This is a genomic window from Zafaria cholistanensis, assembly GCF_008580665.1.
Taxonomy (GTDB): Bacteria; Actinomycetota; Actinomycetes; order Actinomycetales; family Micrococcaceae; genus Zafaria; species Zafaria cholistanensis.
Map to the genome: position 1 here is coordinate 157,293 of NZ_BKDJ01000009.1, position 20,848 is coordinate 178,140.

Below are 20,848 nucleotides of genomic sequence, written 5' to 3' on the forward strand. Positions count from 1 at the left end.
GGCCCCCGGTCAGCCGACGGGGGCCGGCGCGGGCCTGCCGGACAGGTGCACCACGGCGTCGGCGAGCGCGGCGAGGCGTTCGTCGTGGGTCACCAGCACCACGGCCCGATCCGCGAGGGCCACCCGCAGGTCCTCCATCAGGTCCAGGGCCTCGTCCTCGCCCAGGTGGGCCGTCGGCTCGTCCAGCAGCACCACCCGGGCGCGGGCGACCAGGGCCCGCGCCACCGCAACGCGCTGGCGCTGGCCGCCGGAGAGCTTGTGGCCCCCGGGGCCGACCCGCGTGGCCAAACCCTGCGGCAGCGCCCCGAACCAGCTGCCCAGGCCCACCATCCGCAGCGCATCTGCCATCTCCCGCTCCGTGGCCGGGTCCCCGGCGGCCCTGCCCAGCCCCAGGTTGGCCGCCAGGGAGGAGTCGAACAGGTGCGCTTCCTGCGGGCACCAGGCGATCTGGGCGGCCAGTGCGGCGCCCCGCGCGCGGTTTCCCGGCGTCCACGGATCCACCCCTCGGGGGCCCTCCAGCAGTTCCAGCGCCCCGGCGCGCGGACGCAGGATCCCCAGCATCCCGGCCACCACGGTGGACTTGCCCGCGCCCGAGGGTCCGGCCACGGCCAGCCAGCGCCCCGGCAGGACCTCCGCCTCCAGTGGCCCGGCGACGTCGGGCCCGGCGCCCCAGCCCAGCGTCGCCGCACGCAGCCGCAGGCCTCCCAGCGGCCCGGAAGCCCCGGCCTCCTCCATCGGGCCGGCGGCGAGCGGGGCCTCTTCCCCAGCGGTACCGAGCAGGTCCCCCACCCGGCGCAGCCGGTCCCGCAGCACCGGCAGTTCGCGCACGGATTCGGCCACGGATCCGAAGGGCTCCCCCAGCGCGAGCAGCAGCAGGGCTGCGACCGCTGCCATCTCCCCCGCCCCCGCCCCGGAGCCGCGGGCGGCGCGGCGCAGCGGCAGGGAGGCGCGGGCGTCCGCGGCACGGAAGCGGCGCACGGCCTCCTCCCCGGCGCCGTTGGCGGCCAGGTCGGGGGCGGCGGCGAACAGGGCCGCCACGCGTTCGGCCAGCCACGAGCGCTGCGCAGCGGCGGCGGCCCCGGCACGGCGTTCGATGCGCAGCACCACCAGCGGCAGCGCCAGGAAGCCCAGGGCCCCCGCGGCCAGGGCGGCGGGAAGCGCGGCCGGGGCCGCCACGTGGATGGCGGTGGCGGTGGCCGCCCACGCGAGCAGCGCGGCCGGAAGCGGAACGACGGCGCGCGGGGCGGCGTCGCGGACCTCGTCGACGTCGCCGACCAGGTGCCCCAGGACGGCTCCGCCCCGGGCCAGCCGGCCCCACTGGGAGGGCCGGCATGCCAGGGCGTCCCACACCCGCACGCGCAGGTCGGTGGACCAGCGGAGCACGGCGTCGTGGACCGCGATCCGCTCCAGGTAGCGCAGCAGCGCACGGCCGATCCCGAAAAAGCGCACCCCCACGATCGCGACCATCAAGTGCAGCACCGGCGGCTGGTGGCTTGCGGAGACGATCAGCCAGCCGGACACCCCGGAGAGCCCTGCTGCGGCCAGCGCCGCGGCGGCGGCCAGCAGCACCTCGCGGAGCAGGCCTCCGCTGCGCCACGGCAGCGCGGCCAGCGCGGCCAGCGCGGCCAGCGCGGCCAGCGCGGAACGCCATGACCCCAAAGGCGCGGATTCGGCGGCGGTGGCCACGGGCGCCTGGACGCCCGCGCCCTCCTGCGGCACCGGATCCGGCGTCGACGGCTTCCCCGGCGCATGGAATTCCGGCGTCTGCTGCTCCGGCGTCCGGTGCTCCGGCGTCGGGCCCTGGAGCAGGCGGGCCAGGGCGGAGTCGTGGCTGGCGGCGAGCACGGCCACCCGGCCGCGCACCCCTGCCAGGGCCTGCCGCACCGCCTGCGCGGAAACGGGGTCCAGGTGGGCCGTGGGCTCGTCGGCGAGCAGCAGGTCCACGGCCGGGTCGGAGGCGACCACCACCAGGGCGCGGGCGACGGCGGCCCGGCGCAGCTCGCCGGGGCTGCAGTCGGCGATCCGTGCCTGCGCCAGGTGGGCGCCGTTTACCCGCTCCAGCGCCGAGGCGACGGCCGCGACGGCGGCCGTCGCCGCGCCGCCGGTTCCGGCGGGTGCCCCGGATGCGGCCGCCGCGTACAGCTCAAGCTCCTCCCGCACCGTGGCCTCGGAGAACGACGGGTGCTGGGGGATCCACGCGGTACGGGACCCGGGACGGCGCCGGACCGTGCCTTCGACCGTGGCCCGGGAGGCTGCGTCCATCCGGTCCGGGCCCAGTTGTCCCGCCACCGCGCGCAGGACGCTCGTCTTGCCGGTGCCGCTGGCGGTGGACAGCACGGCTGCGCCCCCTGCGGACAGCGCCAGCGAGAACCCGGCGACAGCGGGGGCCGGAGCGCCCTCGTAGCGCACCTGCAGGGACTCAAGGGCCAGCACGCAGGGGCCCGGCGCCGTGGTGCCCGCGTCCGGGGCCCCGGAAGCCTCCAGGAGCCGGCGGGCGCGGCGCAGGGCCTCGCGGCCGTCCTCGGCGGAGTGGAAGGCCGAGCCGAGCTCGCGCAGCGGGGCAAAGCACTCCGGGGCCAGCATCAGCACCAGCAGGCCCGGCGCAAGCGCCATGTCCCCGTGGACCAGGCGCAGGCCGATGAAGACGGCGACCACGGCCACCGAGATGGTGGCGATCAGCTCCAGGGCCAGCCCGGAGACGAAGGCCGTGCGCAGCGTGCCCAGCGTGCCGGCGCGGTAGGCCTCGGAGACCTGGTGCAGGGCGCGGCGGCGCGGGCCCGCGCGGCGCAGCCCCACCAGGGCGGGCAGGCCCCGGGCCAGCTCGATGAGGTGGTTGGAGAGCCGGTCCAGCCCGGCTGCGGCCTGGGCCACGCGCTCCTCGGTGTGCTTTCCGATGAGGACCATGAACACCGGAACCAGCGGCACGGTGAGCACCACCACCAGGGCGCTGACCCAGTCGGCGAGGAGGATGCGCAGGCCGACCACCAGCGGCACGACGGCGGCGGAGACCAGGGCGGGCAGGTAGGTTGCGTAGTGGTTGTCCAGCGCGTCCAGCCCGCGGCTGGCCAGGGCGGCCACTGCCCCGGGCCCCTCGGGCGCATCCGCGCCAGGTCCCCGGGGCGTGTTCGGGCCGGAGCCTTGGGGCGTGTTCGGGCTGCGGCGCAGCCGGCCCTCCAGCGCGGCGGCCACCAGATCCCCGCGCAGGCGTTCCTTGGCCCCCAGCGCCGCCCGGCGGGCCAGCGTCTTGGCGCCCCAGGCCGCCACGGCGCGCAGTCCCGTGCCGCCCAGCCCCAGGAGCAGCAGGCGCGGAGTGTCCGCGGTTCCGCCGGCGGCCAGTTGGGCGACGGCGGTGGCGATCGCCTCCGCGACCAGCACCAGGGCGACCGCCTTGAGCGCGGCCAGCGCCGCAAGTCCGGCAAGGGCTGCGCGGCCGGCCCGGCCGGAGGGGAGTTCGGGCTTCACGGGTGGGTCCTCCCTTGGCGGCGGGATTCAGGGGGCAGGGGTTCAGACGGCCGGGTTCAGACGACCGGGTTCAGACGACCGGGCCCACCACGTGGGGCTCGGGGATGTGCTGCTCGGCGAGGCGGCGGCGGAAGACCCAGTAGGTCCAGGCCTGGTAGGCCAGCACCATTGGCAGGCCGAAGGCGGCCACGAAGCTCATCAGCCGCAGCGTGTACGGATAGGAGGAGGCATTGTCCACGGTCAGGTTGAACGCGGCGTCAATGGTCGAGGGCAGCACGTTCGGGTACGCGGCCAGGAAGACGGCTGCGATCCCGAAGACCAGGAACATCCCCAGGCCGATGAAGGTGCGTCCCTCGTGGTGCGCGCGGGCTGCTGCCCAGGCCCAGCCCGCGGCCAGCACGGCGGCGGCCAGCAGCATCCACGGCAGCGCCTTGCCGTTGGCCTCCGCGACCACGAACGCCCAGGCGGCCATCGGCAGCAGCGCCGCCGGCAGCCAGCGCGCCAGCAGCAGGCGGGCCCGCACGCGGAGGCCGCCGTCGGTCTTCAGGGTCAGGAAGGCCAGGGCGTGGACCAGCGCGAACAGGACCACGGCCAGGCCGCCGAGCACCGCGTACCCGGTGAACCAGGCAAAGGGCCCGCCGACGCGGTCGCCGTTGGCGTTCAGCGGCAGTCCGGTGGTGGTCAGGGCCAGCATCGCGCCGACGCCGAAGGCCGCGGCGAAGGAACCGAGCGCGATCGCCCAGTCCCAAAGATCCCGGGAGGACTGCCGGTGGGCCTTGCCGCGGTATTCGAAGGCCACAGCCCGGAGGATCAGGGCCAGCAGCACCAGCACCAGCGGGACGTAGAGGGCGGAGAACAGGGAGGCGTACCAGTGGGGGAACGCCGCGAACGTCGCCGCGCCGGCGGTCAGCAGCCAGACCTCGTTGCCGTCCCAGACCGGGCCGACGGTGTTCAGCAGCACGCGGCGCTGGGGCTCGCTGCGGGCCATGAGCTTCATGAGCATGCCCACGCCCAGGTCGAAGCCCTCCAGGAACAGGTAGCCGACCCACAGCACAGCGATCAGCACGAACCACAGGGTGGGGAGAAAATCCATCGTCGATCCTTTGTTGATCTGTCCGGTGCCGGTCCGTCAGTAGGCGAAGGCGAGCACGTCGCCGCCGTCCCGGGCGCCGCCGGCGGCGCCGTCGTCGTGCCCGGCCAGTTCGGGCATGGCTGCCGGGACGCCGCCGCGGACGTAGCGCACCAGCATGACCACCTCGACCACCAGCAGGACCGCGTACACCGTGGCCAGGGCGATCGTGGAGAAGAGCAGCTCGCCCGCGCCAACGCCCGGGGATACGGCCGCGGCGGTGAACATGAAGACCTGGTCGATGCCGTCGAAGGTCGGGTTGGGGACCACGACGAACGGCTGGCGGCCCATTTCGGTGAAGATCCAGCCGGCCGAGTTGGCCGCGAACGGGGCCAGGATGCCCAACACGGCCAGCCGCGAAATCCACCTGTTGTCCGGAACTGTGCCCCTGCGCGTCATCCACAGCGCCACCAGCGCGGCGAACGCGGCCAGGCCGCCGAAAGTGATCATCAGGCGGAAACCCCAGTAGGTGACCTCCATCAGCGGCAGGTAGTTGATTTCCTCCCCGGCCCGCTCCCCGTACATCGGGTCGTCCGGCAGGTGCGTCCCATACTTCTCCTGGTACTCGGGCAGCAGCGTGTTCACGCCCTTGACCTCGGTGGTGAAGTCGCCATTGGCGAGGTAGGACAGCAGGCCGGGGACTTCGTACACGCCCACGACGTCCTCGCAGGTGGTGGCCCCCTCGGAGGCCAGGTTGCCCAGGGACAGGACGGAGAAGCCGGTGCCGTCGTGGCAGGCGGCCTCCGCCGCCGCCATCTTCATCGGCTGCTGCTCGAACATCAGCTGCGCCTGGTGGTGCCCGCTCAGCGCCACCCCCGCAAAGGACACCATCGCCACGGCCGCGCCGATGCGCAGGGACTTGATCCAGACCAGGTAGTCAGTCCGGTCACGGCCCCTCCCGCGCGCGGGATCCTCCCCGGCGACGACGCGCCCCTGGGCGTCCACGGTGTCGATGCCCAGGGCGCGGCGCCGGTACAGGTGGTACCAGGCCAGGCCCAGCAGGAAGCCCCCGGCCACGGAGAAGGCCCCGAAGACCGTGTGGGGAAACGTCACCAGTGCGGTGCTGTTGGTGAACACCGCCCAGGCATCCGTCATCACGGCCCGGCCCCCCACCATGTCCACGCCCACCGGGTGCTGCATCCACGAGTTGGCCACCAGGATGAAGTAGGCCGAAAGGATCGAGGCGAGCGAGGCCATCCAGATGCACCCCAGGTGGAGGATCCGCGGCAGCCTGTCCCAGCCGAAGATCCACAGGCCAAGGAAGATGGACTCGACGAAGAAGGCCAGCAGCGCCTCCATGGCCAGCAGCGCCCCGAACACGTCGCCGACAAAGCGGCTGTACTCGCTCCAGGCCATGCCGAACTGGAACTCCTGGACGATGCCGGTGGCCACGCCCATGATGAAGTTGATCAGGAACAGCTTGCCCCAGAACTTGGTCATGCGGAGGTATTCCTCCCGGCCGGTGCGGTGCCACGCGGTTTGGAGCACCGCCACGGTCAGGCCGAGGCCGATCGTCAGCGGCACCATCAGGAAGTGGTACACGGTGGTGATGCCGAACTGCCAGCGGGCAATCTCCAGCGGATCCAAACGAGTCCTCCCAGGGGGCGGGGCCTGCGGGCCCGGACTGTGTTTTCTACACGTCGTAGAACACAAACAAGCCTACTCCTGCGGAGAAACAATTTCTACTTGTCGTAGAAGTGGCAAAAACCACCTCCTTCTACCAGTGGTAGAAAGTTGGACCAATGCGCGGTACATTTGATATGGAAGCCGGCACGGAGCACCGCCCAGCGGACACCGCCGACCCTTCCGCACCACTGTTGGTTTTGTACCCCATAAGGAAGTCCCTTTGGCCACTCTCGGCGAACTCGAACGCACTGTCATGGATCTGCTCTGGGACAGTCCCGATGCGCTGACCGCAAACGACCTGCGCGACCGACTGGCCCAGGCCGAAGGCGAAGCCGGCAAGGAACTGGCCGTCACCACCGTGCTGACCGTCCTGGCCCGCCTCGAAAAGAAGCACCTGGTCACGCGCGAGCGCAGCAACCGGCCGCACCGCTACCGCGCGGTGATGAGCCGCGAGGAACACACCGTTGACCTCATGAACGAGGCCCTGGGCACGGTGCTGGACCGCGAAGCCGTACTGACCCGGTTCATTGGCGGGATCTCCGCCGACGAGGCCCAGGCGCTGCGGCGCATCCTCAACGACGCCCAGTCGGCCTAGCCCGCGGAGGGGGACCACCCGCCCTCGTGCTCACCGCTTCCTACCTGCTCGCGGCCCTCGCCGTCGTGCTGGCCTGGCCAGCCCCGGTGGCCCTTTCGCGTGCCCGGTGGACGGCCCGCTCCCCCTTCACGGCCCTGGTCCTGTGGCAGGCGATCGCACTGGCGGGCGGGCTGTCCATGATCGGGGCGATGCTGGTGTGGGGGCTGGAACCGCTGGGCAGCAGCCTGCTGGACGCCCTGGGCGGGCTGTGGCTGCTGGTCTTCGGGCTGCCCGGGGCCGCCGGGCTCGGGATCGTGCACGTGTTCGCGCTCAGCGCCGCCGCCCTGCTGGGGGCGCACCTGGTCTTCACCCTGCTGATCACCGCGGCCAAGGTCACCCGCCAGCGGGTCCGCCACCGGCGGCTGCTGAACCTGCTGAGCGACCCCTCCCCCTCCGACCCGAAAACGGTGGTCCTGGAACACGAGATCCCGGTGGCCTACTGCCTGCCCGGATTCACCGGCCCCGTCACCGTGCTCTCCCGCGGACTGGTCGATGCCCTGGACGCGGAGGGGCTGCGGGCGGTACTGGCCCACGAGCGCGCCCACCTGGAACAGCGCCACGACCTGCTGGTGCTCGCCTTCGAATCCTGGCACCAGGCCCTGCCCTGGCTGCCCACCTCGCGGCTGGCCCGGCTGGCAGTGCAGGACCTGATCGAGATGCTCGCCGACGACGCCGCCCTGGAACAGGTCAGTGCCCCGGTGCTGCTGCGGTCGCTGCTCACCGCCGCCACCGGCACGGCCGAGGCGCTGTCGACCCCGGGCAGCATGGCCGCGGCCCCCACCGAGGAACTGTCCTCACGGCGCCTCAAGCGCCTGCTGTCCCCGGGGGGCATGCTGCCGGCGCCGGTGCGCGCCGGCGTGCTGTGCCTGGCGCTGCTGCTGCTGTGCATCCCGACGCTGCTGCTGGTCGCGCCCGGCCTGCTCGGCTGAGCGGCCGGGCGCGCCGCCTCAGGCGTCGATGCGCTCGCGGTCCAGGAGTTCGGCACCGCTGACGATGAACTCCTTGCGCGGGGCCACGTCGCTGCCCATCAGGAGGTCGAAGACCCTTTCGGCCCGCTCGGCGTCGGCGATGTTCACCCGGCGCAGCGTGCGGTGGCGCGGATCCATGGTGGTCTCCGCCAGCTGCTCGGCGTCCATCTCGCCCAGGCCCTTGTAGCGCTGGATGGGCTCCTTGTACTTGCGGCCGGTGTTCTCGAGCTCTTTCAGGACCCGGTGCAGCTCCGCCTCGGAGTAGGTGTAGACCATCTCGTTGGCCTTGCCGGGATGGACGACCTCGACGCGGTGCAGCGGGGGCACGGCGGCGTAGACGCGGCCGGCCTCGACCATGGGGCGCATGTAGCGGAAGAAGAGGGTCAGCAGCAGGGTCCTGATGTGGGCACCGTCGACGTCGGCATCGGTCATCAGGATGACCTTTCCGTAGCGGGCCGCCGCAAGGTCGAAGCTGCGCCCGGAGCCGGCCCCGACCACTTGGATCAGGGCGGCGCATTCGGCGTTGGAGAGCATGTCCCCCACCGAAGCCTTCTGTACGTTGAGGATTTTGCCGCGGATCGGCAGCAGCGCCTGGAAGTCCGAGGAGCGGGCCAGCTTCGCGGTCCCGAGCGCCGAGTCCCCCTCGACGATGAACAGTTCGGACCGCGCCACGTCATCGCTGCGGCAGTCAGCCAGCTTGGTGGGCAGCGACGAGGTTTCCAGGGCGTTCTTGCGGCGCTGGGTCTCCTTGTGCACGCGCGCCGAAACGCGCGACTTCATCTCGCTGACCACCTTTTCCAGCAGCAGGGCCGCCTGGGCCTTGTCCCCGCGGGCCGTGGGGTTGAGCCGGGCGGCGAGTTCCTTCTCCACGACCCGGGAGACGATCTGGCGCACTGCCGAGGTGCCAAGGATCTCCTTGGTCTGGCCCTCGAACTGGGGCTCGGCCAGGCGCACGGTCAGGACGGCGGTCAGGCCGGCCATTACGTCGTCCTTCTCGAGCTTGTCGCTGCCGGCCTTGAGCTTGCGCGCATTCGCCTCGACGACCTTGCGGAAGGTCTTGACCAGCGCCTGCTCGAACCCGGCCTGGTGGGTGCCGCCCTTGGGGGTGGCGATGATGTTGACGAAGCTGCGCAGGGTGGTCTCGTAGCCGATGCCCCAGCGCAGCGCGATGTCCACTTCGCAGACGCGCTCCACATCGGTGATGCGGCTGCGCCCGTTCTCGTCCAGCACCGGGACGGACTCCTTGAACGTGCCCGAGCCGTGGATCCGCCAGATGTCGGTGACGGCCGAGTCGGAGGCGAGGAAGTCGACGAACTCGGAGATGCCCCCGTCGTGGTGGAAGACCTCCTCGAAAGGCCCGGCCTCGCCCGGGGTTCCGGGCAGGCCGCGCTCGTCGCGCAGGACGATGCGCAGCCCCGGGACCAGGAAGGAGGTCTGGCGGGCGCGCTTCTGCAGCTCCTCGTAGGAGAACTTGGCGTCCGGGGTGAAGATCTGGCGGTCGGCCCAGTAGCGGATGCGCGTGCCCGTAACGCCGCGCTTGGCCTTGCCGACCACCTCCAGCGCCGAGCTGTCCAGGAACGGCTCGAAGGGCGCGTCCGGCCCCGGGCGGCTGGTTGCCGCGAAGCGGCCCGGTTCGCCGCGGCGGAAACTCATCCCGTACGTCTTGCCGCCACGGTCCACCTGCACGTCGAGGCGGGCGGAGAGGGCGTTGACGACGGATGCGCCGACGCCGTGCAGGCCACCGGAGGCGGTGTAGGAGCCTCCGCCGAACTTGCCCCCGGCATGCAGCTTGGTAAAGACCACCTCGACCCCGGTAAGCCCCGTCTTGGGCTCGGTGTCCACCGGGATGCCGCGCCCGTCGTCGTGGATCTCGACGGAGCCGTCCGGGTGCAGGATGACGTTGATGTTCTGCCCGAAGCCCGCCAGCGCCTCGTCCACCGAATTGTCGATGATCTCCCACAGGCAGTGCATGAGTCCGCGCGAGTCCGTGGAGCCGATGTACATGCCCGGGCGCTTGCGCACGGCCTCGAGGCCTTCGAGGACGGACAGGTGCCGGGCGGTGTAGTCAGAACTCGGTGCCACGGATGATGCACTCCTTGAAAAAAAGGGGGTGGGGAACCATCTAAGGTTAGTCCCCCGCACCGACATTCGGGGTCCGCGGCCCTCCGCGCGGGGCCGCCAGGGGCCCGCAGCACAGGTTTTCGCTACGCGTAGAGCGAAAGCGGACCCTTTCCACGAAGGAAACGGGCCAAAAGCTGGTTTTATTGATGTACCTGGATCGACAGAGGGAGGTCGTCATGACAGCGACAGTGGCAACGCGGGAACTGAATGCCTTGGACCGTTGCGATCGCTGCGGGGCACAGGCATACGTGCGGGCAGTCTTGGGGGCCTCGGGCGGGGAACTGCTCTTCTGCGGCCACCATGCGCGCGCGGTGGAGCCGAAGCTGCGTCCCCTGACCATCGAATGGCAGGATGAAACGGGCCGTCTCCACCAGAAACCGACCTACAACGACGAGGACTGAGGTTCCCCCCGCGGATGCGGGCAACCACGCGGAAAGGCCCCGGCGGTTTTCCGCCGGGGCCTTTCCGCATGCCGGGCCCTTTCCGCATGCCGCGACTGCCAGCGCAGGGCCGGGAACCCAAAAGGCCACGGAGCTCACGCCGCGGGGTTCAAAGTGCAGGGGTACCAGGGCGGTGCAGGGGTACCAGGGCACAAAAGCACAGGGCCGGCGCCGTGGACCACTCCAGGCAGTCGCGCTCTTACCGGCTATACGCTGTGCGGTTTCCCCGGTCAGCCGGGAATTGTCGGGACCAGCCCGACACGCTGTGGGCAAGATTTCGTGGACTCAAAGAACGCGGACTTAGAGAAAAGGCCCCAGCCGGTGCTCGAACACCGGCCGGGGCAACGGCCCAGGGCCTAAGCGAGAGGTCCGAACCATGCCACACCATGCAGCCCGGCCGACGATTCCGGCAGGCTCCCGCGGTCGCGACCCCCATCACCGAGCGCCTTCACCTCGCCCGAGCAGGGCAATTCTCCGCCCGCCCGGGCGCATTCGATAGCAGCGTCATAGTTGCCGGACTGGCTGAATTGGGCCTTCGAACACGGGCCGTCCCTTGCCGTGGGCGCGCAGGCATGGGGAGAGTACCGCGACGAACGGCAGGCCAGCAATCGAGCCGGGTCCTCACGTCCGGGCGCTGCTGCGGCGGCGCGGCCCTGTTCCAGGTCGCGGCCTGGGCGCCGTCCCTCATCCCCGGCACCCAAGCCCTGAAAGCCCTGAAAGCAACGATCGAAGCCAATCCCGCCCCCTGACGTGCGCTTACCGGCACTGTATGACCCGCCCTCAATCGTAAGGACGGGGCAGGCATTTATTTCAACTCATTTTGTTATGTCCGTAACCATTTCTGTTATTGACGCTGCCCGGCTCCGGTGTCATGGTGTTGGTGGGGCGTTCGGGCCCTGTCGTCGCTTCCAGGCAGGATGTCAACCGAACACAGGCCGCCTCCCCCAGGTGACAGGGCGGCCGGACGGGCCAGGTCTGGACACCACCCCCGGAGACCCACCCGTTATCCCCAGCTGGCGGGGCCGTCCCCCAAGAGGCCCCGCCAGCCCTTAAGCCGCGAAAGGCCCCTAGGGTGGCTGGGTGGGGATTCCGCGTTTCACCACGCAGGTGCCATAGAGAGCTCGGCGAAAGGGACTGTCCCGAGTTGCGTTGACTCCCTGACCTGCCCCAGGGATCGGTTACCCGAAAGGGCCTGAGGAGCGGGCCTCCCTTGAGAGGCCCGCAGACATGCCAAGACCCTGTCCACCGGAATTCCGCGCCCGTGCCGTGGCCGTGGCGCGCGCCGGCAAACCCATCAGCCGTGTGGCCGCCGAACCGGGCCTCAGCTAAGCATCAGCGAAGGCGGGCTGCACGACGGGGTCCCCTGACCAGATCTGCTGCCGGCTGCTTGGCGCGAGCGGCCTGCGGCTGCCACATGTACCGCAACCGGCTCCTGTCCTCCAGCCAGCATTCAGGGGTGCGTGAAAGGGGGTGTTGGGCCCGCAATCGGCGGTACCGGTCCAAGGCACGGGCGGCCCGGGCACCACAAGGCGCCTCGGCACCAAAGGCACTACGGCACCAAAAGACACCACTCGGCCTGTGCCGCCCTTACCGCGACGCACGATGGCCGTCCCCCCAACAGGTTGACGTCATCCAGGAGCATCGCGGCGCATTCTCCCGCACGGTGCCGGTTTACGCCATGATCCGCCCAATGGCCTCGTCTCGGCGGGCTCGCAAACCGGGACCGGGCAGTGGCACAGTGGCGGCTTCGCGGCACAGTGGCGGCTTCGCGGCCGGTATCGAGTAGATGCGCAGTGAAGGCATTCATGGTGGACTTGTGCAGCACTCCTGGCGCCCCTGTATCGCGGGCCCGCTCCAGGAACGCATTCACGCTGTTGGTGTAGCTCTTCACGGTAGCCGGGCTTTTGCGCCGGGCACGCGGAGACGGCACCCGGGACGGCGGCAGAAATGCGTGGTCAGGGGGTGCCGCAGTCGTCATGCATGACGTTCTGGCACCATCTGGACTACACGCGCCATGCAGTGCTACCGCCCGGTCGCCAGGCCCCGAAAGGCACTTCCGACAAGCGATAACACTGCATAGCAGCTTGGACTCAGTCCAGGTAGTCGCGCAGCACCTGGGACCGCGACGGGTGGCGCAGCTTCGACATGGTCTTGGACTCGATCTGGCGGATGCGCTCGCGGGTGACCCCGTACACCTTGCCAATCTCGTCCAGCGTCTTGGGCTGGCCGTCGGTCAGCCCGAAGCGCATGGCGACCACGCCGGCCTCACGCTCGGACAGGGTGTCCAGCACCGAGTGCAGCTGCTCCTGGAGCAGGGTGAAGCTCACCGCGTCCGCCGGAACCACTGCTTCGGAGTCCTCGATGAGGTCGCCGAACTCGGAGTCGCCGTCCTCGCCCAGCGGGGTGTGCAGCGAGATCGGCTCGCGGCCGTACTTCTGGACCTCGACGACCTTTTCGGGGGTCATGTCCAGTTCCTTGGCCAGCTCGTCCGGGGTGGGCTCGCGGCCCAGGTCCTGGAGCATCTGGCGCTGGACGCGGGCCAGCTTGTTGATGACCTCGACCATGTGCACCGGGATGCGGATGGTGCGTGCCTGGTCGGCCATGGCACGGGTGATGGCCTGGCGGATCCACCAGGTCGCGTAGGTGGAGAACTTGAAGCCCTTGGTGTAGTCGAACTTCTCCACCGCGCGGATCAGGCCCAGGTTGCCTTCCTGGATCAGGTCCAGGAAAAGCATGCCGCGGCCGGTGTAGCGCTTGGCCAGCGACACGACCAGGCGCAGGTTGGCCTCGAGCAGGTGGTTCTTGGCAATCTTGCCGTCGTGGACGATCTGCTCCAGGTCCCAGCGCAGGCGCTTGTCCATGCTGCCGTCGTCGGCCTTGAGCTTCTCCTCGGCGTACAGGCCGGCCTCGATGCGCAGGGCCAGGTCCACCTCCTGCTCGGCGTTGAGCAGGGCGACCTTGCCGATCTGCTTGAGGTAGTCCTTGACCGGGTCGGCGGTGGCGCCGGCCACGAGGACCTGCTGCTGGGGCGCGTCGTCCTCGTCGGAGGTGATGATGAAGCCCTTGGTCTCGTCCTCGGCCGGCGCGGCAGCCGGGGCGGCCGCCACCTCCTCGGTGGATTCGTCCTCGGCGTCCTCCTCGGCGACCTCCAGGTCCTCGACGACGTCGATCTCCTCGACGACGACGTCGCCCTCGGGGCCGTCGGGCTCGACGTCGTCCTGGTCCTCGTCGACCTCCGCGGCCTCGGCAGCGGCGGGGGCCGCCTCGGCCTTCTTCCGCCCGCGGGCGGGCTTCGCGGTGGCCGCATCGCCACCGGCGGCCTTAGCCGCCTTGTTCCGGGCACGTGTGGCAGCCGCCTTCTGCTGCGGCGTCATCTGCACCTCGGCCTCGTTGTTCTCGGCTGCCGTCGGGCTGCTGGAAGCGGGCACGAATTACCTTTCTCGCGGTTTGTCCGCGGTGCCACCTGCCGGTAACACCACTATGACCCTGTCAAGTCCGGGTCCCGCCGCATGGCGGGCCGGAAACAGGGCCCATCTACTGCAACGCCTGCTTCCGTCCTCTTGTTCCCGATGCCCGAAAGCGCCGAAACCGGGCCGTTCAACCGGCCCCGGGACACGGACCCAACCGGGTCTGCGACTACCAGTGTCTCACGTTTCCCCGGGCAGAGGCACCATGAGCGCGCGGTCCCCCCGCCAGGCGCGCGCGGGGTCGGAGACCCAGTCCGGCATGTGGCCCGAGCCCACCAGGCCGCGCAGCAGGATCCCCAGCCGGTAGTCGGGGCGTTCCGCCACGCACGTATCCAGCAGCGCCCCGGCGGCGGTGCCGCGGCCCCGGGCCCACTCAACCCAGGCCGCCAGGCACAGCAGGGCACAGCGGTCCTCAGCCCGGGCGGTCGGAAGCAGGGCTCCGCACAGCTCCCGCAGCCGGTCCAGCCGGCCCCAGTCCGGGGCATCCGGCGAGGCACCGAGCATGAAGTCCGCCATCCGGCGCACGCACCGCGCGCGTTCGTTGCCGCGCTCGATCGCGGTCAGCGCGGCCACCCCGTCCGCAGCCGACAGCCCGGCAGCCGCCGGCAGGCAGTCGCGGATCGCCCTGTCGTGGAGCGCCGCCAGCAGGGCGCCGGTGGCCTGCGGGTCCGCGCGCAGCCCCCGCAGGAGGTCGGGGACGCTGCGCGCGGGGCCGTCCCCGTCCAGGAGGCGGCACCAGTCCATCAGCAGGGCCGCGCGGCCGGGACGGACCGGTCCGTTCAGGACCGCGGTCACCGCGGCGCGCACGGAACCGGGGTCCACCCAGGGTTCGGCCCCGGCGCCGAGTTCGGGAACCCCGGGCTCGGCGCCGCGGGGACTGCTGCCTGCCAGGACCAAGTGCAGGTTCGTCTCCGACAGTTCGACTCCCTCCAGGGGCTTGCCCTGCGGAGGGCAGCAGGAGGGGTTGGCGCACAGGTAGGAGCGCCAGCGTCCACCCCCCACGTGCCACGCGTCCTGGACCGGCATGCCGCAGGCCTCCAGTTCCCCGGCCAGCGCCTCGACCAGGTCCCGCACCGGCGGCACGGCCGCATTCGGGGAGAAGGGCCGGTCCGGAGACAAGGGTCGGTCCGGAGACAAGGGCCTGTCTGGGGACAAGGGCCGGTCTGGGGCGGCCTGCAGCAGGGGCGGATCCGAGTAGACCACCAGGAAAACGCCGGTGGCGCCCTTGACGGTGCGCAGGAAGCGGGCCAGGCGGCCGGCCAGCTCCACCGGTGGCCCCGCCGCCGGGGCACGGGACCGGGATGTCCCGCAGCCCTCCGGCAGGTCGACGCGCAGTGTGGCATGCAGTGCGTCTCCGCTGGTGAGGACACAGACAAGGCTGTTGCGCGGACGGAAGCCAAGCAGGTGGGGCACCAGGGCCAGGACGCCCTCGGCGTCGCGGACAGGGACCGGACGGGGATTCGTGGGGGTAGCCATGGCTAGAGCGTGCCCGGCAGCCAGGGCGCGGCGGCAGGGCCGCCGCGCCGGTTGTGGAGCCTGCACGGGCGGCAGCGTGCCACCGCCGCCTGTGGAGGGGCCGGTGCTGGCGCCGGGCGGCCTGTGCCGCACGCCGGTCTGTGTCAGGCAGAAACGGGTACCCGGCAAAGACAGCGCCGGACAAAGACAGCGCCGGGCACAAGCGGCGGGCAGGGGGACGGACCGCGCCCTGCGGCCTGGCTAGCCGCCCTCGGCGGAAGGGCCGCCGTCGTCCGCCTGGCCGGCGAGGAACGCCTCGGCGGCCTCGGCCAGTTCCTCGCCGCCGGGCAGTTCGGCGCCCGGGTTGATCAGCAGCGACCGCGGGCCGTCCTCGGGGGCGCGGGCGTCGAAGCGGGCCTCGAAGCCGGCAATCATCCGCTGCACTTCGGGGGATCCGGCAACCTGCTCGCCAATCTCCGCCTCCACCCTCCGCGCGGCCTCGCGCAGCCGGTCGGTGGGCAACCCCAGGCCCAGGGCCGCCCCGAGGTACTCGAGCGCCGCGACGGCCACCTGCGGGTATTCGGCCTCCGCCAGGTAGTGGGGCACGTGCAGCGAATAGCCCACGGCCTCGCGGCCGGCATCGATCAGCTTCAACTCGACCAGGTGGGCCGCGGCGGCAGGGATCTCCGCGGTCGGCTTCCAGGTGGAGATGCCCTCGATGAGGTCGGGACGGTTGCCGTGCACGGTCACCCCCAGCGGACGGGTGTGGGGAACGGGCATGGGGACGGCGCCGAAGGACGCCGCGAGCCGGACGTTCAGGGCCCGGGCCAAAAGCACCACGGCGGCGGCGAACCGCTCCCACTGCAGGTCCGGCTCCGGACCCGTCAACAGGAGAAAGTCCTGCCCCAGCCCGTCGGTGAGGCGGTACAGCTCAAGCCGCGGCGCCTGGTAGGCGGCGAAGTGGTCGCCCAGAAAGGAGATCTGGGGCCGGCGGTCCCGGTAGTCAAGGAGCTGGTCGGCATCGAAGGAGGCCAGCAGCTCGGCATCGAGGCTGTCCAGCAGCTCGGCACGCACCTGGCGCACGACCTGCCCGGCATCGGCGTGCCCCGTCAGCGCCACGACCAGGCCCAGGCCCTGGTTGCGGACCGAGTCGATGGTCCGCTCGTTGAGGGTCAGCAGCGACATCGGGTCGAGCACGGGGACACTCCTTCCAGGGACGTTCCGCGGGCGGGGATGCACCGGCGGCCACGCAGGTAGGCAACGTGCCCGGCCCCGGTTTTCTTCCCGGCCCCCTCCGCCGCGCCTCCCCGCACATTCCCGGCCCCGCTCCAGCGCAGCAGGCCCGGCCGGCGCGCGGACGACGCGCGGCGAATCCGCACCCCGGCCGCGGCGGCGGCCCGGGCTACGATCGGAGGGAAACGAACCCTTGCGGCCACACCCCTGCTCGGGGCCCGCCGCCGAGCGCGCTTCCGCACCGCATTGCCGGGCCGGAACGCATTAAGGACAACCCGTGACATCTGCCAGCGAACTCAAGCTCTCCGCCGTTTCCCCCGATATCCGCCGCCTGCCGGCGGACGCCGTCGTGGTCGCCGTGGCGCAGGATACCGAGGCTCCGCGCCTGCTGAACTCCCCGCTGGCGCCGCAGGAGACCGCCGCCCTCGAAGCCTCGCTGCCCCTGCTGGGGATCACCGGGGCCTCCGACGAGGTCCGCCGGCTGCCCTCCACCGACAGCCTCAAGGCCGGAGTGCTGGTGCTGACCGGGCTCGGGAGGCTCGACGGCGGCGCCCCCTCCGCGGAGGCGCTGCGGCGTGCCGCCGGGGCGGCCGCGCGGCAGTTGTCCGGCGTGCGCAAGGCGGTCTTCGCACTGCCCGCCCCGACCGTGGAGGCGGCCGCGGCGGTGGCCGAGGGCGCAGCCTTGGGCGCCTATGCGTTCACCGGACACCGGGCCCAGGCACCGGAGGCCCGCCAGGTTCCCCTGGCCGAGGCTGTGGTCGCGACCGCCGCCAGTGCCGAGAAGTCCCTGCCGGCGGCGCTCAAGCGCGCCGCCGTCGTGGGACGGCGCGTGCGTGCCGTGCGGGACCTGGTGAACACCGCCCCCAACCTGCTGTACCCGGAATCGTTCGCCGCGGCCGCCCGGGAGGCGGCCAAGCCGTGGCCGGTGAAGGTCACGGTGCTGGAGGAGAAGCAGCTGGAAAAGGAAGGCTACGGCGGCCTCATCGGCGTGGGGCGCGGGTCCTCGCGTCCGCCGCGGCTGGTCAAGGTCGACTACTCCCCCGCCCGGCCGGTGGCGCACCTGGCACTGGTGGGCAAGGGCATCACCTTCGACACCGGCGGTATCTCGCTCAAGCCGGGTCTGAACATGCACCTGATGAAGTCGGACATGGCCGGCGCGGCGACGGTGCTGCAGGCCGTGCTCGCCGTGGCCGAGTTGGGCCTTCCGGTGCGGGCCACGGCGTGGCTGTGCCTGGCCGAAAACATGCCCTCCGGTGCCGCGACGCGTCCGGGCGACGTGCTGACGATGTTCGGCGGAAAGACCGTCGAGGTCCTCAACACGGACGCGGAGGGGCGCCTGGTCATGGCCGACGGCCTGGTGGCCGCCAGCCGGGAGGAGCCGGATGCGATCATCGACGTGGCGACCCTGACCGGCGCCCAGCTGGTGGCCCTGGGCACCCGCACCGCAGGCATCATGGGCGACGACGGCCTGCGCGACCGCGTAAAGGCGGCCGCGGATGCCGCCGGGGAGGCGGCGTGGCCCATGCCGCTTCCCGAGGAACTGCGCGCCACCCTTGATTCGCCGGTGGCGGATTTGGCCAACATCGGGGAACGCCACGGCGGCATGATGACCGCGGCCGTGTTCCTCTCCGAGTTTGTCGGCGAAAAGGCCGGGCGCCCCATCCCGTGGGCGCATCTGGACATTGCCGGACCGGCGTACAACGAGGGGGCCCCTTACGGATACACCCCCAAGAACGCCACGGGCTCGACGCTGCGCACCCTGCTGGCCCTGGCCGAGGACTTCGCCGGGCGCTGACGCCGGATCTTCCCCGCCCTCCGCCGGCGCCAAAGGAACCCCTTCCTTAGTGACTCCCGTCACGAAGTGGCGCCAGGTGAGTCACGAACCGCCGATGGGTGCGTCACGCTGTGTGACGGGCGGTCCCCGGGAGGGCTAATGTAAACCTGACACATCACCAGCCCGTATCCGGAATGCGCCCAACCCTGCGTTCCCGATGCCCAATGTCCGGCGCCCGAAGCGGGCGCCACGAAAATCACGAGGGAGCGTTCACGTGGCCGAATCGGCAGCAGCGCAAGAATTCGACGTCCTCATCCTTGGCGGCGGCAGCGCCGGCTACTCGGCCGCGTTGCGCGCCGTGCAGCTCGGCTTCACCGTCGGCCTGGTGGAGAAGGCCAAGCTGGGCGGGACCTGCCTGCACACCGGCTGCATCCCCACGAAGGCGTTCCTGCACGCCGCGGAGCTGGCGGACAATGCCCGCGAAAGCGCCAAGTACGGCATCAACACCACCCTGGAGTCGATCGACCCGGCCGCCGTGGTCAGCTACAAGGACGGCATCGTCGCCGGCAAGTACAAGGGCCTCTCCGGGCTGCTCAAGATGAAGAAGGTCAACGTCATCGAGGGCAACGGCCGCCTGGTCGGCCAGGACACCATCGACGTCGACGGTGTCCTCTACAAGGGCAAGAACATCGTGCTGGCCACGGGTTCCACCTCCCGCACGTTCGGCCTGGAAATCGGCGGCCGCGTGCTGACCTCCACCGAGGCCCTGAACCTGGACTTCGTTCCCAAGAGCGCCATCGTGCTCGGGGGCGGCGTGATCGGCGTCGAGTTCGCCTCCGTCTGGAACTCCTTCGGCGTCGACGTCACCATCGTCGAGGGCCTGCCGAGCCTGGTCCCCAACGAGGACCCGGCCATCATCAAGGTCCTGGAACGATCCTTCAAGAAGCGCGGCATCAAGTTCAACACCGGCGTTTTCTTCGAGAAGGTCGAGCAGGACGCGACCTCCGCCAAGGTCACCCTGGCCAACGGCACCGTCCTGGAGGCGGACATCGTGCTCGTCGCCGTCGGCCGCGGACCGGTCACGGAGGGCCTGGGCTTCGAGGAGCAGGGCCTTACCCTGGACCGCGGCTTCGTGATCACCAACGAGCGCCTGCACACGGGCGTCGGCAACATCTACGCGATCGGCGACATCGTCCCGGGCGTGCAGCTGGCCCACCGCGGCTACCAGCAGGGCATCTTCATCGCCGAGGAGATCGCCGGCCAGAACCCGGTGGTCGTGGAGGACATCAACATCCCGAAGGTCACTTACTGCGAGCCGGAGATCATGTCCGTGGGCTACTCCGAACCCAAGGCCAAGGAGAAGTTCGGCGACGACCAGATCGAGGTCCAGGAATACAACCTGGCCGGTAACGGCAAGTCCTCCATCCTGGGCACCTCCGGCCTGATCAAGATGGTCCGGGTCAAGAACGGCCCGATCGTCGGCGTCCACGGCATCGGCGGCCGCATCGGCGAGCAGATCGGCGAGGCGCAGCTGATCGTGAACTGGGAGGCGTACCCCGAGGACGTCGCCCAGTTGATCCACGCCCACCCGACCCAGAACGAGGCCCTGGGCGAGACCGCGCTGGCCCTGGCCGGCAAGCCGCTGCACGGCTAGACAGGCATCACGTGCCGCCCGTCCGCGCCCGCGGGCGGGCGGCACGCATCCGCTACATGGCCGGCGGCGGCCGTTCCGCACCGCCGGCCCGGGCACGGACGCCAGGCCGGTCCCGAATGGCCCGAGCGCAGAAGGCCCGAGCACAGATAGACAGCTGGAAACACGAACAGCTGACAACCCAAACAGCTTTAGGAGAACGGGGACGACATGTCTGAAACCGTGAACTTGCCCGCCCTTGGTGAAAGCGTCACCGAAGGCACCGTTACGCGTTGGCTCAAGCAGGTCGGCGACCGCGTTGAGGTGGACGAGCCGCTGCTGGAGGTCTCCACCGACAAGGTCGACACCGAGATTCCCTCCCCGGTCGCCGGCGTGATCGAGGAAATCCTCGTGGCCGAGGACGAGACCGCCGAGGTCGGCGCCGCGCTGGTGCGCATCGGTGACGGTTCCGGAGCGGCCTCCGCTCCGGCCCCCGAGGCCGCACCCGCCCCGGCACCCGAGGCCGCTCCGGCCCCCGAGGCCGCCCCCGCGGCGGAGGCCGCGCCGGCAGCGCCGGCGTCCGGCACCGAAGTCACCCTGCCGGCGCTCGGCGAATCCGTCACCGAGGGCACCGTGACCCGCTGGCTCAAGCAGGTCGGCGAAGAGGTCGCCGTCGACGAGCCGCTGCTGGAGGTCTCCACCGACAAGGTTGACACCGAGATCCCGTCCCCGGTTGCCGGCACCCTGCTGGAGATCCGCGTGGGAGAGGATGAGACCGCCGAGGTCGGTTCCGTGCTGGCCATCGTGGGCTCGGCCGGTGCCGCCCCGGCCGCCGCCCCCGCGGCTCCGGCCGCGCCCGCCGAGGCCCCCGCTCCGGCACCGCAGGCCGCGCCCGCGGAGGCTCCGGCA

Annotated in this window: 13 protein-coding genes; 6 read left to right on the top strand and 7 right to left on the bottom strand. The window is 71.2% G+C overall.

The window, feature by feature from the left end; translation table 11 throughout:
* Positions 1 to 9: 9 nt before the first annotated feature.
* The 3 genes from NCCP_RS10120 to NCCP_RS10130 all read right to left on the bottom strand — a co-directional run bounded on the left by NCCP_RS10120 (position 10) and on the right by NCCP_RS10130 (position 6,178).
* Positions 10 to 3,462 carry an ATP-binding cassette domain-containing protein gene (locus NCCP_RS10120; RefSeq protein WP_149957121.1) on the bottom strand — a complete coding sequence of 1,151 codons (3,453 nt, stop codon included), beginning with the start codon at positions 3,460 to 3,462 and terminating at the stop codon, positions 10 to 12.
* 70 nt (positions 3,463 to 3,532) lie between these two features.
* Positions 3,533 to 4,555 (bottom strand): cytochrome d ubiquinol oxidase subunit II, encoded by a 1,023-nt coding sequence (cydB, locus tag NCCP_RS10125; protein WP_149957122.1) that lies wholly within the window; start codon positions 4,553 to 4,555, stop codon positions 3,533 to 3,535.
* A gap of 36 nt (positions 4,556 to 4,591) precedes the next feature.
* Positions 4,592 to 6,178, bottom strand: coding sequence for a cytochrome ubiquinol oxidase subunit I (locus NCCP_RS10130; protein WP_149957123.1), 1,587 nt, complete (start codon positions 6,176 to 6,178; stop codon positions 4,592 to 4,594).
* A gap of 259 nt (positions 6,179 to 6,437) precedes the next feature.
* On the opposite strand from NCCP_RS10130, the gene NCCP_RS10135 reads away from it, so the two are divergent.
* Complete coding sequence (locus tag NCCP_RS10135; RefSeq protein ID WP_149957124.1) at positions 6,438 to 6,812, top strand: BlaI/MecI/CopY family transcriptional regulator; 375 nt, start codon at positions 6,438 to 6,440, stop codon at positions 6,810 to 6,812.
* Between the two features lie 26 nt (positions 6,813 to 6,838).
* Complete coding sequence (locus NCCP_RS10140; protein ID WP_149957125.1) at positions 6,839 to 7,780, top strand: M56 family metallopeptidase; 942 nt, start codon at positions 6,839 to 6,841, stop codon at positions 7,778 to 7,780.
* 18 nt (positions 7,781 to 7,798) lie between these two features.
* Here the strand turns inward: NCCP_RS10140 and NCCP_RS10145 are convergent, their stop codons facing one another.
* Positions 7,799 to 9,901, bottom strand: coding sequence for a DNA gyrase/topoisomerase IV subunit B (locus tag NCCP_RS10145; protein WP_149957126.1), 2,103 nt, complete (start codon positions 9,899 to 9,901; stop codon positions 7,799 to 7,801).
* Between the two features lie 215 nt (positions 9,902 to 10,116).
* Here NCCP_RS10145 and NCCP_RS10150 point away from each other — a divergent pair, with 215 nt between their 5' ends.
* A complete protein-coding gene (locus tag NCCP_RS10150) occupies positions 10,117 to 10,341 on the top strand; it encodes a DUF7455 domain-containing protein (RefSeq protein ID WP_149957127.1) in 225 nt (74 codons plus the stop codon).
* A gap of 2,129 nt (positions 10,342 to 12,470) precedes the next feature.
* Here NCCP_RS10150 and NCCP_RS10155 read toward each other — a convergent pair.
* The 3 genes from NCCP_RS10155 to NCCP_RS10165 form a co-directional block, all read right to left on the bottom strand.
* Positions 12,471 to 13,808 (bottom strand): RNA polymerase sigma factor, encoded by a 1,338-nt coding sequence (locus NCCP_RS10155; RefSeq protein ID WP_225873783.1) that lies wholly within the window; start codon positions 13,806 to 13,808, stop codon positions 12,471 to 12,473.
* Between the two features lie 219 nt (positions 13,809 to 14,027).
* On the bottom strand, positions 14,028 to 15,323 hold the full coding sequence (locus NCCP_RS10160; RefSeq protein ID WP_149957128.1) for a DUF4192 domain-containing protein: 1,296 nt from the start codon (positions 15,321 to 15,323) through the stop codon (positions 14,028 to 14,030).
* Between the two features lie 240 nt (positions 15,324 to 15,563).
* Positions 15,564 to 16,487 (bottom strand): proteasome assembly chaperone family protein, encoded by a 924-nt coding sequence (locus NCCP_RS10165; RefSeq protein ID WP_149957141.1) that lies wholly within the window; start codon positions 16,485 to 16,487, stop codon positions 15,564 to 15,566.
* A gap of 325 nt (positions 16,488 to 16,812) precedes the next feature.
* Between NCCP_RS10165 and NCCP_RS10170 the strand changes: the two genes are divergently transcribed.
* The 3 genes from NCCP_RS10170 to NCCP_RS10180 form a co-directional block, all read left to right on the top strand.
* The gene (locus tag NCCP_RS10170; RefSeq protein ID WP_149957129.1) at positions 16,813 to 18,330 is read left to right on the top strand and encodes a leucyl aminopeptidase; all 1,518 of its coding nucleotides are present in this window, start codon (positions 16,813 to 16,815) and stop codon (positions 18,328 to 18,330) included.
* A gap of 253 nt (positions 18,331 to 18,583) precedes the next feature.
* Positions 18,584 to 19,963, top strand: a complete 1,380-nt coding sequence (gene lpdA / locus NCCP_RS10175) for a dihydrolipoyl dehydrogenase (protein WP_149957130.1) — start codon at positions 18,584 to 18,586, stop codon at positions 19,961 to 19,963.
* Positions 19,964 to 20,170: 207 nt separating this feature from the next.
* Positions 20,171 to 20,848 (top strand): biotin/lipoyl-containing protein (locus NCCP_RS10180; protein WP_308655503.1); only part of this gene is annotated, 678 nt, incomplete at its 3' end.